15 protein-coding genes are annotated in these 15,958 nt (G+C 67.1%); 7 read left to right on the forward strand and 8 right to left on the reverse strand.

What is annotated here, in order from left to right; all coding sequences use genetic code 11:
- The first annotated feature begins 183 nt into the window (after window positions 1-183).
- Window positions 184-1,068 (forward strand): hypothetical protein, encoded by an 885-nt coding sequence (locus KQH53_09490; protein ID MCB2226899.1) that lies wholly within the window; start codon window positions 184-186, stop codon window positions 1,066-1,068.
- On the opposite strand, the gene KQH53_09495 is transcribed toward KQH53_09490, so the two are convergent.
- Window positions 1,065-1,937: a CoB--CoM heterodisulfide reductase iron-sulfur subunit B family protein gene (locus KQH53_09495; GenBank protein MCB2226900.1), complete on the reverse strand. Its 873-nt coding sequence runs from the start codon at window positions 1,935-1,937 to the stop codon at window positions 1,065-1,067. The genes KQH53_09490 and KQH53_09495 overlap by 4 nt on opposite strands.
- Window positions 1,937-3,598 carry a 4Fe-4S dicluster domain-containing protein gene (locus KQH53_09500; GenBank protein MCB2226901.1) on the reverse strand — a complete coding sequence of 554 codons (1,662 nt, stop codon included), beginning with the start codon at window positions 3,596-3,598 and terminating at the stop codon, window positions 1,937-1,939. Before KQH53_09500 ends, KQH53_09495 begins: the two co-directional genes overlap by 1 nt.
- Before the next feature lie 222 nt (window positions 3,599-3,820).
- On the opposite strand from KQH53_09500, the gene KQH53_09505 reads away from it, so the two are divergent.
- The 3 genes from KQH53_09505 to KQH53_09515 are packed head-to-tail and all read left to right on the forward strand — an operon-like array spanning window position 3,821 to window position 6,227.
- Window positions 3,821-4,336 carry a type 1 glutamine amidotransferase gene (locus tag KQH53_09505; protein ID MCB2226902.1) on the forward strand — a complete coding sequence of 172 codons (516 nt, stop codon included), beginning with the start codon at window positions 3,821-3,823 and terminating at the stop codon, window positions 4,334-4,336.
- Between the two features lie 16 nt (window positions 4,337-4,352).
- Window positions 4,353-5,285, forward strand: a complete 933-nt coding sequence (locus KQH53_09510) for a hypothetical protein (protein ID MCB2226903.1) — start codon at window positions 4,353-4,355, stop codon at window positions 5,283-5,285.
- A 24-nt stretch (window positions 5,286-5,309) separates the two neighbouring features.
- Window positions 5,310-6,227: a hypothetical protein gene (locus KQH53_09515; GenBank protein MCB2226904.1), complete on the forward strand. Its 918-nt coding sequence runs from the start codon at window positions 5,310-5,312 to the stop codon at window positions 6,225-6,227.
- Here KQH53_09515 and KQH53_09520 read toward each other — a convergent pair.
- Both KQH53_09520 and KQH53_09525 read right to left on the reverse strand, forming a co-directional pair.
- Window positions 6,224-7,285: a tRNA pseudouridine(13) synthase TruD gene (locus KQH53_09520; protein ID MCB2226905.1), complete on the reverse strand. Its 1,062-nt coding sequence runs from the start codon at window positions 7,283-7,285 to the stop codon at window positions 6,224-6,226. The two genes, KQH53_09515 and KQH53_09520, sit on opposite strands and share 4 nt — an antisense overlap.
- Entirely contained in the window at window positions 7,282-8,754 is a 1,473-nt protein-coding gene (locus KQH53_09525; protein ID MCB2226906.1) for a deoxyribodipyrimidine photolyase, read from the reverse strand. Before KQH53_09525 ends, KQH53_09520 begins: the two co-directional genes overlap by 4 nt.
- A 104-nt stretch (window positions 8,755-8,858) precedes the next feature.
- On the opposite strand from KQH53_09525, the gene KQH53_09530 reads away from it, so the two are divergent.
- Window positions 8,859-9,827 (forward strand): DUF523 and DUF1722 domain-containing protein, encoded by a 969-nt coding sequence (locus KQH53_09530; protein MCB2226907.1) that lies wholly within the window; start codon window positions 8,859-8,861, stop codon window positions 9,825-9,827.
- 4 nt (window positions 9,828-9,831) lie between these two features.
- Here the strand turns inward: KQH53_09530 and KQH53_09535 are convergent, their stop codons facing one another.
- The 4 genes from KQH53_09535 to KQH53_09550 form a co-directional block, all read right to left on the reverse strand.
- On the reverse strand, window positions 9,832-10,626 hold the full coding sequence (locus KQH53_09535) for a transporter substrate-binding domain-containing protein (protein ID MCB2226908.1): 795 nt from the start codon (window positions 10,624-10,626) through the stop codon (window positions 9,832-9,834).
- Between the two features lie 128 nt (window positions 10,627-10,754).
- On the reverse strand, window positions 10,755-11,159 hold the full coding sequence (locus KQH53_09540; GenBank protein ID MCB2226909.1) for a cytochrome c family protein: 405 nt from the start codon (window positions 11,157-11,159) through the stop codon (window positions 10,755-10,757).
- Window positions 11,160-11,208: 49 nt separating this feature from the next.
- Complete coding sequence (locus KQH53_09545; GenBank protein MCB2226910.1) at window positions 11,209-12,654, reverse strand: (Fe-S)-binding protein; 1,446 nt, start codon at window positions 12,652-12,654, stop codon at window positions 11,209-11,211.
- Window positions 12,655-12,695: 41 nt separating this feature from the next.
- The gene (locus tag KQH53_09550; GenBank protein MCB2226911.1) at window positions 12,696-13,361 is read right to left on the reverse strand and encodes a hypothetical protein; all 666 of its coding nucleotides are present in this window, start codon (window positions 13,359-13,361) and stop codon (window positions 12,696-12,698) included.
- Window positions 13,362-13,893: 532 nt separating this feature from the next.
- Here KQH53_09550 and KQH53_09555 point away from each other — a divergent pair.
- Both KQH53_09555 and KQH53_09560 read left to right on the forward strand, forming a co-directional pair.
- The gene (locus KQH53_09555; protein ID MCB2226912.1) at window positions 13,894-14,877 is read left to right on the forward strand and encodes a diguanylate cyclase response regulator; all 984 of its coding nucleotides are present in this window, start codon (window positions 13,894-13,896) and stop codon (window positions 14,875-14,877) included.
- Between the two features lie 99 nt (window positions 14,878-14,976).
- The gene (locus KQH53_09560) at window positions 14,977-15,957 is read left to right on the forward strand and encodes a diguanylate cyclase (protein ID MCB2226913.1); all 981 of its coding nucleotides are present in this window, start codon (window positions 14,977-14,979) and stop codon (window positions 15,955-15,957) included.
- Window position 15,958: the final 1 nt, after the last annotated feature.

A 15,958-nucleotide genomic window follows, 5' to 3' on the forward strand; every position in this document is an offset into this window, starting at 1 on the left:
CGTGGGCGATCCGCGCACATGGTGCTTTCATGGTAGCAAAGGGGCGGTGGCCCAACCAAGCCCGGCCTTTGAAGGCCCTGTGGCGGCGGACGTGGCACAAAAGGCGCGGGCGTGGGAAAATAGGGGCGAGCAAGAAAAGCACAACCCCGGCCCCGGCCGGGACACGCGCGCGGGAGGCGAATGATGAAATACCTGATTGCCCTGTTGATGGCCCTGACGCTTCTGTCCGCCGCGCCGGCGCTGGCCGCCTGGCACGTGGTGTCCGACAAGCAGCTGACGCTCCAAGGCCACCCCGAATCCGTGGCCTACGATGCCGCCGGCAAGGTGCTCTACGCCAGCAACTTCGGCGACGCCTTCAAGCCCGCCCTGGCCGACGGGGAGGGCTTCATCAGCAAGCTGGACCTCAGCGGCAAGGTGCTGGACAAGCATTATTTGCCCGGGCCGGGCCAGAAACTGAACAAGCCCAAGGGAATGTGGGTGGAGAACGGCCGCCTGTGGGTCACGGACATCGACGCGGTGTGGTGCTTCGACCTGGCCAGCAAGCAGGGCAAGCGCCTGGTCCTGCCCGGGGCCAAGTTCCTTAATGACCTGTGCGTGGGCGAGGGCAAGCTCTACGTGAGCGACACCGCCGCGGGCAAGATTTTCCTCATCGCCCCGGCCGACTTCCTGAAGGCCGAGCCCGCGGTGCGGGTGATGCTGAGCCCGCCGGGCTTCCACCCCAACGGCCTGTGGCCCCAGCCCGGCGGCGGGGTGATCATCGCCGCGCGCAGCGATATGAAGGGCCCGGGCGGCCTGTTCAAGGCCCGCGACGTGGGCCAGATGCAGCAGATACGGGGCGGTATGGGGCGGCTGGACGGCGTGGCCCTGTTGCCCGATGGGGCCATCCTCTACACCGACTGGGCCAAGGGCGGCCTGTTCCTTTTGCAGGGCGAGGCCGCCCCGGTGCAACTGGCCGGCGGCTTCGGCGGTCCGGCCGACTTCGCCCTGGTGCCCCGGGACAAGGGCTTCTTGGTGGCCGCCCCGGATTTGGTCACCGGCAATCTGCGCCTGATCGAGATAATGCCCTAGGGCCGGGGCAGGAAGCTCAGAAGATATTCCGCACTGGGGATGTTTTGGGTCAGGGCCAGCTCATCCGGGCCCAGGCCCATGCTCAGGCCCAATAGCTGGGGATAGAGCACCGGCCCCTGGATCAACTCCCGCTGGGGCTCGGGCCCGGCCAGGGTGTAGGCCCACTCGGCCTGCATCTGGGAGTAGGGGCAGGCGATGACCAAGATATGGGCCCCGGCGTCGCGGGCCTCGCTCAGGCGGTCCCGGATCATGGCCAGGGACAGCTCCTCGTTGCGCTCGCGCACCGGCGCGCCACAGCAGTTGAGCCGTCCGGCATAGGGCACCGGCCGCGCCCCGGTGAGGCTCACCAGCTGGTCGATGATATGGGGCCGGGCCGGGTCGTCGAAGCGGGTTATCTTGCTGGGCCGCACCAGATGGCAGCCGTAGAGCACCGCCGCGTCGAGGCCCTCGAAGGGCCGCACCACCCGCTCGCGCAGGGCCGGGGCTCCCAGCTCATCGTGCAGCACCTGCAAAATATGCAGCACCCTCGCCGCGCCGGTGTAGGCCAGCCCCTCTTCGGCCAGCTCTTGGTTGATCTCCTCCCGCAGCTCCGGACGCTCTTCCAAAAAGGCCCGCACCCGCTGGAGGCTGCCGAAGCAGCACTTGCAGGGCGTCACCAGGTCCAGGCCCCGGGCCTCGCTCAGGGCCATGGCGCGGGCCCCGGCGAGCAGATAGGAGCGGAAGTAGAGGTGGCGCAGGGGGTAGCCGCAGCAGGGGAACTCCACGTCCACCAGCTCCACCCCCAGCTCGGCCATCACCCGGCGGGTGGCAATCTCGTAATGCGGCACGTAGGCGGGAATCTTACAGCCCAAAAACAGCGCAAAACGCATCACACCGCCTCCCCCTGCCCCTGATCCCGGGCGGCCAGGTTCCTCAGCTCATAAAGAATGTCGGTCACTCGGACTCCCATGGGGCAGGCCTCCTGGCAGCGGTAGCAGGTGAGGCAATGCCAGGTCATGCGCGCGCCCATGGCCTCCTGGGCCATGCCAAGGCCCAGGCTGTGCATGATCTGGTGGGGCAAGAGGTCCAGGGCCTTCATGGGCTCCTCGTGCTGGGCCACCACCGGGCAGGCCACGCTGCAAGTGGTGCAGCAGTAGCAGGCGCGGAAGGTGTCGGCCTGGGCCGAATGCAACAGCCCCTGCTGAAAGCCGTTGGCCTTGGGCACCACGGGCTCTTGGCTTCGCTGGGCCTCGGCCTGGGCGTGGGCCTGGCTGCCCACCGCCAGGGTGGTGGGGCCCAGGCCCAGGGCGGCTAGCTCCTCCTTGAGGGCCAGCCAGAGGTCTTGCAGATCGATGCCCACCGGGCACAGGCGGGTGCAGCGCAGGCAGCTGGTGCAGATGTAGGCCCCCTGGCGCGTGGCCTGGGCCGCCTCGGACTCGGGGCGCGGCCTTTGGACCAGGGCTTTGAGGGCGGCCAGCTTTTCCGAGGGCAGCAGGGCCAGGTTGGGCACGTGGCGCAGGGCCGGGGCCACCGAGCAATGGGCCGAGCAAGCCCCGCAACGGGTGCACACGTCCAGCTCCAAGGCCCGGAGCAGGGCCAGGGAGGCGGGGCTCAGGGACTCGCGGGGCCGGCCCGCCCGGGCCATGAGCAGCAGGGGCCCGGTGAACAGGTGCAAAAACTTGGTAAAAGGCAACAGAGCCAGGGCCAAGAAGGCGGCCAGATAGTGCAGGTGCCACAGCGCCTGCTCGGCCAAGGCGCCGCCACCCAGGCGGGCCAGGGGGGCCAAGGCCCGCGACAGGGGCCAGGACGCAAAGGCCCATTGGGGCCGGGCGTGGCAATCCAGGCAGCTCTCGGCGTTGAGCTCCTCGCCCCGCGCCATCAGCTCCGGGGTGGGCGCCGCCTGGCCGGAGGGGAAGACCACGCCGTAATGCTCTTGCCAATAGACGGCCAGGGCCCGGCGGTCCGGGGCCTCATCCAGCAGGCCGTATTCCTCCACCATGCGCTGGTAGCTGGCCGCCGAGGTGATCTTCAGCCCTTGCAGGCCAAAGCCGGAGAGCACCAGCAAGGCCAACAGCCCCAGGGCCAGGCGGTCCGGCCAGCGGGTGACCCGCCCCAACAGGGGCAGCTTGCGGCGGCGGAAGATCACCAGGGCCACCCCGGCCAGGAGCATGAGCCCACCCAGGTCGCGCAGGAACAGCCAGGGGTTCAGGGTGGCGGTGAAGTCGGGGATGAGCACGGGGCCCAGGGCGTGCAAAAAGATCAGGCCCATCATGCCCCAGAACATGAGCAAGTGGGCGATCCAGGCCAGGGGGCTGTGGGTCCGGGAGCGGGCCTGGAACAGGCCGTCCCTGACCAGGGCCCAGAGCATGGCCCCGCCCCGGCGGCTGAGCAGGGCGCGGCCGAATCCCCCGGCTCCGGCCCGCAGGCGGCGCAGGGGCGGAATGTCCCGGCAGGCGGGCCCGATGTCGATGCGCGGCCAGGACCAGAGTTTGTAGGCCAGGCCCAGCAGCAGGGCGGCCAAGGAGAGGTGAAGGCTCCAGGTGAACAACATCCGAATGCTTACTCCGTGCCGAACTGGGTGGCTGGTGCCCCACGGGGCGGCCTGGCCATCGGGGACGGCGCGGGGCCACATACACCACCGCGCCGCTAGGTTTTAATATATCACGAACGCACAACCAGACAAGCCCCGGCAGCTTGACTGGGGCGGCGGCTGCCTTTTTAATGGAACAAAAGGCCGCCCCTTTTCATTTTCCACGACCATGAGGAGAGAGAAATGCCTCTTGACGGCAAAAGCATCGCGGTGCTTATCGAGGATTTGTTCAATGAATTCGAGCTAATCTACCCCTTCTACCGCCTGCAGGAGGCCGGGGCCAAAGTCACGGTGGTGGGCACCCAGGGGCAGCACACCTATCACGCCAAGAGCGGCCTGGGCTTTGCCAGCCACAAGGGCATCGGCGAGGTGAGCGCGGCCGAGTTCGACGGCCTGGTGATCCCTGGCGGCTACGCCCCGGACTTCATGCGCCGCCATACGGCCACGGTGCAGCTGGTCAAGGACATCTTCGGCGCGGGCAAGCCGGTGGGCACCATCTGCCACGCGGGCTGGATGCTGGCCTCGGCCGAGGTGGTGAGCGGCAAGCGCTGCACCAGCTTCTTCGGCATCAAGGACGACCTGATCCACGCCGGGGCCGACTGGGAAGACGCCGAGGTGGTGGTGGACGGCAACTTGATAACCAGCCGCACTCCGGACGACCTGCCCGCCTTTATGAAGGCCTTCATCGCGGCGTTCTAGGCTGGGCCGGACCGTCTTGCCTCTGCCCATCCCCCAGCGGTTGCAGCGCAGCCAGGAGTTTCTTCTGGCCTGCGCCGTGGCCCTGGGCCTCGCCCTGCCCCAGCCCGCCGAACTGCTGCGCACGGTCATGCTGCCCGCCCTGGGCGGCATCCTTTTCTTTTCGTTTTTGGCCGCGCCCGGGGACATCTTCACCCGGCCCCGCCTGCTCTTGCACGCGGGGCTCCAGGCGGTGTTGCTGAGCTTCGTGCTATTGGGCGGGTGCATCCTGGGCCTGAGCCAGCTTCTGTTCAGCGATCCCCACTTTCGCACCGGGTACGTCTTTTTGGCCGCCGCGCCCCCGGCCAGCGCGGTCTTCGCGGTCACCTACTCCCTCAGGAGAGAGGCGGACCACGCCCTGCGCGCGGTGCTGGGGGCTTATCTGGCTTCCCTGATCATCACCCCCCTGCTGATTCTGTTTTTCCTGGACCAGCGTTTGGCCCTGGAGCCCCTGGCGGTGTTCGGGCGGGTGGCCCTGGTGATCCTGTTGCCCCTGGCCGCCTCGCGGGCGGCCCATGGCCTGGGCTGGCAGGCCCGGCTGGACCCCATCAAGGGCAAGGCCATAAAATGGCTGTTCTTTTTGGTGTTTTTCATCCTGGCTGGGGTGAACCGGGGAGTGCTGCTCCACGAGCTACTCCTGTTGTGGCGTTCGGCCCTATTGGCCACGGGCTGTTTCCTGGGCCTGGGCGGGACGGTGTTCCTGCTTAACCGCAAGATGGGGGCCGGACCGGCGCGCGTTGCGGTGCGCACCCTGCTGGCCACCTGCAAGAACACCGGCCTGGCCGGCGGCCTGGCCCTCAGCCTGGCCGGGGCGCGGGTGGCCGCGCCCAGCGTGGTGGCGGTGGTGTTCATGCTGGCCTTCCTGGCCCTCATGAAGCTATATCTCCGCCGCCATGGCCGCCAGCCGGCCTGAGGCTCGTGTGTTAGAGTTGCGGCCATGACCGCGCCCTACCTATCGCTGGCCCCCTTGGTGCCCTGGAAGCAGCTGCCCCGCCCCCTGGATTGGACCGGGCTCTTTGGGCGGGAGGCGCCCCTGGAGCTGGAGATCGGCTGCGGCAACGGCGAGGTCTTGGTGCGCCGCGCCCTGGCTAAGCCGGGGGTGAACCTGGTGGGCCTGGACCACGACTGGCCCTCGGCCCGGCGGGCGCTACGGCGCATCAACCTGGCCGGGGTGCTCAACGCGCGCATCTTGCAGACCGAGGCCCGCCTGGGCCTGGAGCGGCTGTTCGTGGAGAACTGCCTCTCTCGGGCCTGGTGCTTTTTCCCCCGGCCCTGGCCCAAGCCCCGCCACGAGCCGCGCCGTCTGCTCTCGCGCCGCTTCTTGCGCCTGCTTTGCAGCCGCCTGGCCCTGGGCGCGGCCTGCACCATGGTCACCGACCACCGGCCCTATCTGGAGTGGTCCCTGGCCCAGGCCAAAGACACCGGCCTGGCCGCGAGCTGGCAGGAGCGGCCGCCCGGCCTGGACAGCAAGTACGAGCGCAAGTGGCAGGGCGAAGGGCAGGAGGTATTCTATGAGCTCACCCTGGTCAAACGGGAGCACGTGGCCTGGCCCGTGCCCGAGGAGCCCGAGTTGCACTACCCCCTGATCGCCAAGCTGGACCCAGCGCGCCTGGAGACCTTCGAGCACTGGGGAGAGACCCCGGTGCTGTGCAAGGACGTGCTCTTCGACGCGGCCTCGGGCCGGGGCATGCTGCGCATGGTGGTCTTGGAAGACGGCCTGGAGCAGGCCTTTTATCTGGAGCTCTTGCCCAGCGAAGGCGGCCACATCCTGCGCCCCGCGCCGGGCTGCGGGGTGCTGCCTTCCTTGGGGGTGCTGGCGGCCATGGAGATGGTGGCCGCGCGGCTGGAGCGCTAGTCCTCGCCCGGCAGGGCGGCCTCGTTCTTCATGAACTCGCGCATCACCACCGTGGCGTAAGAGCCCTTGGGCAGGCTGAAGGAGAAGCTTAGGCCCTGGGGCGCGGGCTCGATGGCCAGGTCTTCCAGCAGCAGGCGGGCCACGCGGCGCGAGCCCATGAGCCGCGCTTTTTTCAGATCCCCCTCGCTCACCTCCTCGTCGGCCAGGACCTCCCGTTCATAAGAAGCGGCCGGCTCGTTGGGCCAGCGCATCTTCTTGCCGAACATGGGTCCGGTGTAGGTGATGGCCCCCGCGTCCAGGCGGGGCTGCTCCACGGCCAGATCCTCGGCGGTGAACATGCCGCCGGTGTCGGTCTTCTTGGCCAGGTCGCCCTTGATGAGCTTGGCGAACTCACCGCGCACCAGGCGGCGGGTGAGCCAGGCGTTGAACAGGGCCGATTGCCAGGCGCTCAAGAGCAGCTTGCGCAGCCACTTGTCGCGCGGGCCCCGGCCCAGCAGGGCCGCCCGGCCCTGGATGGCATTGTCGCCGTCCATGCCGAAGCGCTGCGCGCCGTAGAAGTTGGCCACCCCGCGCTCGGCCAAGGCGGCGGCCACCGCCTGGGCGGGCTCCAGGGCCGTTGGTTCCACCCCGCTGAGTAGCAGGGTGAAGCGGTTGCCCAGCAAATGGCCGGTCTTGAGCTTGTTGGGGTGTGGCGCGGCCTCCAACACCTCCAGGCCCAGCTCGCCGCTCACCCGTTTGGCCGCCTCATCCGGCGCGATGCCGGTGAGCGGCAGGGAGAAATACTGCACCGCGCGGGCCTGCTTGTCCTTGAGCCCGGCAAAGCCCACCTCGCCGCGCTGCAGGCCGAAGAGGCGGGCCAAACCGTCGGCCACCTGGCGGGTGGTCATGCCCTCGCGGGCCAGGCGCAAATAGAGATGCCCGCCCACGCCCTCGGGCAGATACAGGGGAATCTCCTCCACCACGAAATGGTCGGGCGAGGCCTTGAGCGCGCCGCCGGTGCCGGGCAGCTCCGGGGTGATGAAAGGCAGGGCCGTTTGCCGGCTGGGCAGCTCGCTCATGCGCCGCGCTTCCCGTTGTAGCGGGCCATGTATTCCTTGAGCCTGAGCTTGGCGCGGGCGCTGCGGCTGGTCATGCAGCGCACCTTGCCGAACACCGGCCGCTGGGGCCAGGGATGGTCGAAGCGGCCCAGCACCCAGAAGATGCCGCCGATGCTGTTGGGGTCGCGGCCGTCCAGGGCGTAGCGGTCGTTCAGCTCCAGCATGGCTCCCAGGGCCTGCTTGGCCGAGGAGCTCCAGGCCAGGATGTTCTTGCCCCAGAGCATGCGCAGGTAGTTGTGAATGGCGCCCTCGGTGAGAAGCTGACGCTGCGAGGCGTTCCACAGGGTGTCGTGGGTCTCGGCCCGGCGCAGCCAGTCGCGGCCGTAGACGTAGGCGCGCTCGTCCTCGGCGTGCTCGGCCAGGGTTTCGCGGGCCCAATCGGGCAAGGACTCGTACTGGTCGTAGTCCGAGCGGAAGCGGCAGAAGGTGTAGCACAGCTCCCGCCAGGTGATGAGCTGGTCCAGAAAGGCCTCGGCCCCAGGGCTCATGCCCCACCAGCCTTCGCGGCGGCCTCCCGCGCCCTTGCCCAGGCGGGCGGGCGACCACTCTTCATGCTCGGCCACGGCCAGGAAAATTTCGTGGGCCGAGATGTGGCCGAAGTGCAGATAAGGGCTCAGGTGGCTGGTGCCGTGGAAGGAGTCGGGCTGGCGGCATTCCTCGGGGTAGTCGGCCAGGCCCTCGGCCACGAAGCGCTTCAAATGGCGCAGGGCCTGGGGATGGCCACCCTTGGCCGGGGCCGGGGGCACGCCATGGTCGATGGGCAGGCGGGCCAGGGCCTCGGGCTTGGCCGCCAGCAGGGCGGCGGTGGCCGCGGGCCACTTCTTGCTTATCTCCCCGGCCAGGCGGCCCGCGCCGGGCAGCTCCCCGGCCAGGGGGTCGGCCTGGGGCGGCTCGGCCAGGTGCACCGGCAGCAGGCGCTGCAACAGGCTGCGAAAGGCGCGGGCCGTGGCGTGGTCCCCGCCCGCCGCGCACAGGGGCAACAGGCCGCAAGAGTCCACCGCCTCCAGGCGCACCTTGAGCTTGGCCCCGGCGGCCGCCACCATGCGGGGCAAAAAGAACGAGGGGAAATCATCGGTGACCACCAGGCAGGCCTTGGCGGCCATAGCGGCCAACAGCCCCTTGCCCTGGCCCTTGGCCCGCTCCACGTAGGGGTGGTAGCGCACCCCCTTGGCCTTGAAGGCCTTCTGGTTGGCGGCCATGCCTTGCAGCACAAAGGCGTGCAGCCGGTCGCTGGCATAGGGGTAGTCGCAGCGCAGGGCCTCCAGCACCACCAACGGCTTGCCCAGGCGGCGGGACTCGGCGGCCGCGCGCTCCAGGGCATAGTTGTAGTTGGTCCGGCGGGTGGCGATCATCCAATAGAGGACATAGTTGCCTGCTGAATTAACTGGGCGGTCGTTGACCGCTCTGATGCGCACACTCTTTACGGGCACAGCTTCCTCCAATGGGCCCAAGCTTATGACAGGCGGGCGCCCCCAGGCAAGGGCGTTGACACCGGGAAAGGCATCCCGGGAAAATGACACAAAGGGAGGTGTTTATGGGGGAATTTGCCCGTCCCCTGGTGGTGGCCAGCCGCTGCCTGGGTTTTGCGCCCTGCCGCTGGAACGGCGAGGCGGTGCACGAGGAATTCGTGGACAAGCTGGGCCCCTTTGTCACCTGGCGCCCGGTGTGCCCGGAGGTGGAGATCGGCCTGGGGGTGCCGCGCGATCCGGTGCGGGTGGTGGAAGCTAAGGGCTGCGCCCGCCTGGTGCAGCCGGCCACGGGCCGCGACTGCACCCCGGAGATGGAGGCCTTTGTGCGGGGCTATCTGGACGCCCTGCCCCCGGTGGACGGGTTCCTCCTGAAAAGCCGCTCGCCCTCCTGCGGGCCTCTGGACGTGAAGATATACTCCAGCCCCAAGCCCGGGGCCTCCTCCCGGCGGGGGGGCGGGTTCTTCGGCGGGGCGGTGGCCGAGCGCTTCCCCGGCCTGGCCGTGGAGCACGAAGGGCGGCTGAACAACTTCATCTTGCGCGAACGCTGGCTGACCCGGCTGTTCACCCTGGCCGAGTTCCGCGCCCTGCCCCGGAACCGGGGCCTGGGGCCCCTGGTGGCCTTTCACAGCCGCCACAAGCTCTTATTGATGGCCTACAACCAGCGCCGCTTGCGCCTCATGGGGCCCATGGTGGCCAACCCGGACCAGCGCCCGGCGGCACAGGTGTGGGCCGCCTACGGCCAGGAGCTGGGCCTGGCCCTGGCCCGCTCGCCCTCGGCCGGGGCGGTGATCAACGTGCTCATGCACGCGGAGGGCTATTTCAAGAAGCAACTCAACCCGCGGGAGAAGAAGCTGTTCAGCGAGAGCCTGGAGGAGTACCGGGCCAGGAAGCTGCCCCTTTCGGCCCTGCTAACCCTGCTGCGCTCCTGGATCGCCCGCTTCGGCCAAGACTACCTGGCCGGGCAGAGCTTCTTCGCGCCCTATCCCCCGGAGCTCAGCGAGATCAGCGACTCGGGCAAGGGCCGGGACTACTAGGCCCCTAGCGCCCCAGCCAGCGCTTCTGGATGGCCTTGATCTCCGCCGGGCTGATGGCGGCCACGCCCTGATTCAGGATATCCAGGAGCATGGCGTTGCCCTTTTGCACGGGCAGGCACATACGGCCGCCGTCCACCGCCGCGCCGCTGTGGCGCACCATGCCCTCCAGGTTGCGCTGCTTCAGGTAATAGGCGGCCACCAGCTCGTCCATGACCATGGCCTGCACCTGGTCCTTGGCCAGCGCGTCCACCACCTCGGGATAGTTGGCAAAGGCCTTGGGGCTAAGGCCGTTGCGCTGGGCCAAGACCTGGCCCGAGTCGCCCTCCACCACCCCGACCTTGAGCTCCTTGAGCCCGGCCCAGCCCTGCACCTCGGGCTGGCCGGGGCCCACCCAGATGTAGGTGTTGATGGCGTAGTAGGGCTTGGTGAAATCGAAGGTCTTGCGCCGGGAAGGCAGGTCGAAGATGCCGGCCAGGGAGTCGAAGCGGCCGGATTTGAGGCCCTTGAGCTGCTCGGCGAAGCCCACGCACTCGAAGCTCACCGGCACGAATATCTTTTCAGAAAGCTTGCGCCAGAAGTCGATGGACATGCCCCGCACCTTGCCCTGGCCGTCCACGAAGCCGAAGGGCGGGTAATCCTTGAACGCGCCCACCTTGATGGGCCCGTGCTTTTTCACCCAGGCGCGCTGGGCCGGGGTCAGGGGGTCGCCACCGGCCAGGGAGGGCAGGGACCAGGCCAGGAGCAGGGCCAGGGCCGCGAAGGCCACGATGAGTTTCCGGAGGCTGCCTGATCCGCGCATGGGTTTCTCCCGGGTGACAGGGATGAAAAGTGTCGCTTTTTTAAAGAGTAGCACTCCGGTTGGATCGAGCCCACAAAATCGCCCCGCCCGGAGTCCGGGCGGGGCGCTGGCTGGCTAGCGGGAGGCGGCTACTTTTTGGCCGCCAGCTTGGCGCCGCGCTTGTGGCAGTCGCCGCACATGATGGGCCCGGTCTTGGGGGCCTTCAACTCCAGAAGATTGGCGTGGCAGCGCTTGCACTGCTGGTGGAAGGCCTGGGTGAGGGTGGTGGGGTTCTTGGCCGTGGCCGAGACCTGGTGGCAGTCGGCGCACTTGCCCCCATCGCCGCCGGTGTTGTTGAAGTACTCGTCGTACTCGTGGTGGCAGGCGGTGCACTCGTAGAGCTCGGAGTGCTTGGCGTGGCTGAACGCCACCGCCGGGCGCTGGGTCAGGCCCTGCTCGGCGCTGGAGAGCATCATGGTGTCGTCCTGGCCCACGGCCGGCACGGCCAGGGCCATGACCAGCAAAAGGGCGCAAATTAGCATCACATATTTCATGGGACCACTCCCGGGGTCGCGGGCTCGGGTTGGGATGGCCGGGGCCGGGCTAGTTGCCTTCGACCTCGCTGGCCTCCTTGTTGGCCTCCTCGGAGACCTCTTCCATGGCCTCTTCCTGGGCCAGGGCCTCTTCCTCGTCCTCCTCGGGCGGAATCATGCTCTCGGGGATGACCATGAGCTCGGTTATGATTTCCTTGAACGACACTACCTTCACTCCCAGTTCGTATTCCTTGTTCAGGTCGTTGATCTGGTCGAAGCAGTTGTGGCAGGGAACGATTACGTAATCGGCGCCGGTGGCCTTGATCTGGTCGGCCTTCACCTTGCCCGAGATCATGCGGCGTTTCTTGAAGGGCGGGCCCATGGGGATGTAGCCGCCGCCCCCGCCGCAGCAGTGGTTCAGCTCGCGGTTGGGGCTCATGTCCACGAAGTCCTCGCAGAGCAGGTTGACCAGCTCGCGCCCCACGTCCCAGAGGCCGCCGTTGCGGCTGACGTTGCAGGGGTCCTGGTAGGTCACCTTGTGCTTGAACTTGTGCTTCAGCTTGATCTTACCGTCACGCATGATGTCGCGGAACAGCTCCACCGAGTGGATCACCGGCACCGGCGGCTTGCCCCCGGGGATGCCCAGGAAATAAGGCCCCTCGAACTTGGCCGAGCGGAAGGCGTGGCCGCACTCGGTGATGACGATGGCGCCCACCCCCAGCTTCACCGCCGCGTCGTACATGTTCTTCACCGGGATGGCGGCAACCGCCTTGTTGCCCGCGAACATGGCCAGGTTGGTGGCGTCCCAGCCGGTGGAAGGCACGGTCCAGTCGAGGCCCGCGAGGTGGAAGATTTCGGCGGCCATGCCCACGTCCTGGGGATAGTACATGGGCTCGCGGGGGTTGACCGTGTACATGTAGTCGGCCCCCTGTTTGTCCACCGGAATCTCCAGGCCGTAGATCTCCTCGCCGTACTCCTCGGCCATCCAGTTGCAGGTCTCGATCCATTCCTCGTCGGGCATCTCCATTTGGTTGCCGGTGCGCAGGATGTTGTCCGTGGTGCGGGCCAGGCCGTCGGGCACGATGCCCTGGGAGTAGCACACCGCCCGGGCCACCGCGATCATGGAGGCGATGTCGATGCCGAAAGGGCAGTACATGGAGCAGCGCTTGCAGGTGGTGCACTGGCCCCAGATCACGTCCTCCAGGCTCTCCAAAAACTCGCGGCTCACCTCGCCCTTGGCGCGGTAGAGCTTGCCGATGCTGTTGATGGCCTTGTAGGCCGGGCTCAGCTTGGGGTCCTTGTTGTTGGCCAGGTAGAAGAAGCAGCTCTCGGCGCAGAGCCCGCAGCGGGAGCAGATGCTCAGCCACATGCGCATGCGGGCGCTGTCGTTGGCCTCCAGGATGGCCTTTATCTTGCCCACGTCCACCGGCTTGGGGGCCTCGGGGGCCTCGGCCGGAGCGGGGGGTGCCGCGGCGGGGGTTGCTTCCTGCCCGGCGTTTTGGCTCTGATCACTCATTTATCTCGCTCCCATGAAGATGGGGTCGTAGCTCGTTTGCCCTACCAGACCCTGGCGCCGCGGCGGGTGCCGAAGTCGTATCCGATGCTGGCCCGGCTGACGAAGAACAGAACCAGGTGCCCCAGCTTGGAGAAGGGGATGATCACCAGGAGCACCTCGGCCAGGAAGATGTGCAGGTTGAGCATCAGGCCGTAGGGGCCGACCTGGTGATAGGCCAGCCAGCCGGTGGCAAAGGGCGACAGGGCCAGGAGGATCAGGAAGTAGTCCCAGGCGCTGGTGAGGACGCGCACCTCGGGCCGGGTCAGGCGGCGCACCAGGAAAAAGAGCACGCAGGCGATGACCACCAGGGTGAGCCAGTCGGCCAGCCCGGCGGGCAGGCTGGGCAGGCTCCAGCCCCAGGCCTCCTCGAAGAGCAGGTTGTGGGCCTCCAGGAACAGGGGCACCCCGATCCAGAGGATGTGGAAGACCCAGACCGCGCCGGTGAACACGGGCTGGCGGCGGCTGGACACGCTGAGCCAGGGCAGCACCCAGTGGATGATGGAGCGCCAGGCCCACTTGGGGTCCTCGAAGTCATGCCAGGGCTTGTCGCGCTCACGGCTGAGACCATAGAGCCAGGCCAGCCGGACGGCCAGGCCGCCCACGAAGACTATCACCGCCACCCAAAGCGCCGGACCTATAAGAAACTCGTAGAGCTTATCCATTGCCATGGCGCAATACTTTCCTCCCCGAGTCCGCTGAACCGCTTATTTGCTCACCCCGAGCACTTTGGTTCCCTAAACTATCGGCAAACCCTACCCACGCAATAAGTTTCACAATGTTATGGGGCGCCGGCCCGGCAAGTCAAGGCATAACTTATTCTCAATCAACAAAATTTCACGATTTGCCCTCTGGCCTTTTTCCGCTGTGCTTTCTCTGGAATCAGCATAATAAATGCCGGTTTTTTAAACCTTACTAAATGCATGTTATTATAAATTTTAACATACTCGCAAAATCAATACCTCGTCACTTGTAGTATTATTTTTTACCGGTCAAATGCAGCGGCGCTTTTACTCCGGCAAACGGCCATTGCCCGGGGGCCGTCCCGGCGGAGCGGGGGCCGGGCCAAGGGCTCCGGGGGTTGAATAATATTCATTCACATGTGGGTGCATTGACATGCCCCCCCGCCAAACTTATTATTACCAAATGCCATGGGATCATTAGCTATAGCCCCGCCCTGCCCCGGGATGGAGCCTTAGGCGTATGACAGACAAGCCCGCCCACCAAGAAGTGAAACCCACGCCGGCCAGCCATTGCTGGCTGGAGGTTCCGGACCTGAGGTCCGTGGACCATGAGACTCCCGCGCACATTTTGGTGGTGGGTTCCGGTTCCGAGGACGCCTCCGCGATCATGGATATCCTCCAAAAGCTGAGGCACCGGGTGAGCACCGTGGCCGACTGGGAGGAGGCGCTGCGCTGCCTGGATGACGATCCCGAGTTCGAGCTGGTCATCTGCGCCCACGACTCCCCCGGCCGGTCCGGGCTGGGCCTGGAGCACTACCTGTCCGAGCCGCATTTGCTCGCATCCCTGCCGGTGCTGATTGCCTGCCAGGAAACCGATCTGGGGCCCATGATGGGCCTGCTGGCCAACGGGGCGGTGGACTTCCTGAGCCACCCCATAAACCCCCAGGAGCTGGCGGTCAGGGTGATGCGCTCCATCATCCAGGCCCGCACCATGCGCCTGTACCTGAGGGCCGCCCACCGCGACCCCCTCACCGGGCTCTACAACAAGCGGGTGTTCAACGAGCTGATGCCCCGCGAGATGAGCCGTTCCCGGCGCGAAAACGTGCCCCTGGGCCTGCTGTTCGCCGACCTGGACCATTTTAAGCAGATAAACGACAACCACGGCCATCTGTCCGGCGACCAGACCTTGCAGGTCTTTGCCAGGCGGCTGTGCATGTGGGTGCGCGAGGGCGACCTGGTGGCGCGCTACGGCGGCGAGGAGTTCGTGATCCTGGCCCCCGGGGCCGGCCGCCAGGGAGTGAGCATCCTTGGCGAGCGCATCCGCGAGGCCATGGAGCGGCCCATCACCACCCGCGCGGCCGAGTTCACGGTTACCGTGAGCCTGGGCGCGGCGGTATACGAAGGCCAGGACGACCTGAAGCCGGAGGAGTTCCTGGAGATGGCCGACGAGGCCTGCTACCGGGCCAAAAGGCAGGGGCGCAACCGGATGGTCTTGGCGCCCTGAGCCCTAAAGCATTGACAAGCCACCCCGGCGGCATCTAAATTCCAAGTCAATTTTTTCGCGATAGAGTCCGGCTTGCCTGTCCCGGGGAGTCCGCATTTCATGAGTCATATCCCTGAGCGCAGGGACGCCTCCGGGAAACCGGGGGGCCAGTCTCCTGTGGTGGCGGAGTTCGCCTTGCACGAGCACGAGGCGCCCGCCCATATCCTGCTGGTGGGGCAAGACCTGTTCCCCCACCAGAACATGTACCTGGCCCTGGCCCAGGCGGGTCACTACCTCATCCGGGCGGCCGACTGGATGCAGGCCCTGAGAATCATCGAGGAAAGAAGCGAGCTGGAGCTGATCATCAGCAACCGGGCCGCCTCCGACCCCGTCGGCCAGGGGTTGATGCACTACCTGGCCCAGCCTCATCTGCTCGCCTCCCTGCCTGTGGTCGTGGTGTGCCGCGAGCCGGACCTGCACTCCTTGCAGGGCCTTTTGGCCGAGGAGACCGTCGACTTCCTGAACACCCCCTTCAGCGAACGGGAGCTGGTGCTCCGGGTGCGCAAGTCCCTGATCCAGTACCGCACCGGCCGGCAGCGTCTGCATTCGGCCCGGCGCGACCCCCTCACCGGCCTATATCAGCAGCGCGCCTTCATGGAGATGCTGCCCCGGGAGATGAACCGGGCCCGGGCCGCCGAAACGCCCCTGGGCCTGCTGTTCATTGATTTGGACCGCTTGCATGAGATCAACGACAGCCAGGGGCATCTGACCGGCAACCAGGTGTTGCAGGTCTTTTCCCGCCGCCTGTGCACCTGGGTGCGCGAGGGCGACCTGGCCGCCCGCTACGGCGGGGAGGAGTTCGTGGTGCTGGCCATGGGGGCGGGGCTCAAGGGCATAGCCCTGATGGGCGAGCGCATCCGCCGCAACATGGAGGCCGCGGTGCTCACCCGCACCGGCAACTGCGTCGTCACGGTGAGCGTGGGCGCGGCGGTGTTTCGCGGCGAGACGCACCTGAGCGCCGAGGAGTTCGTGGGCCAGGCGGACAAGGCGTGTCACCGGGCCAAGTCGCAGGGGCGCAACAGATTAGTTTTGGCGCATTAGC

It is taken from the genome of Desulfarculaceae bacterium (assembly GCA_020444545.1).
Classification (GTDB): domain Bacteria; phylum Desulfobacterota; class Desulfarculia; order Desulfarculales; family Desulfarculaceae; genus Desulfoferula.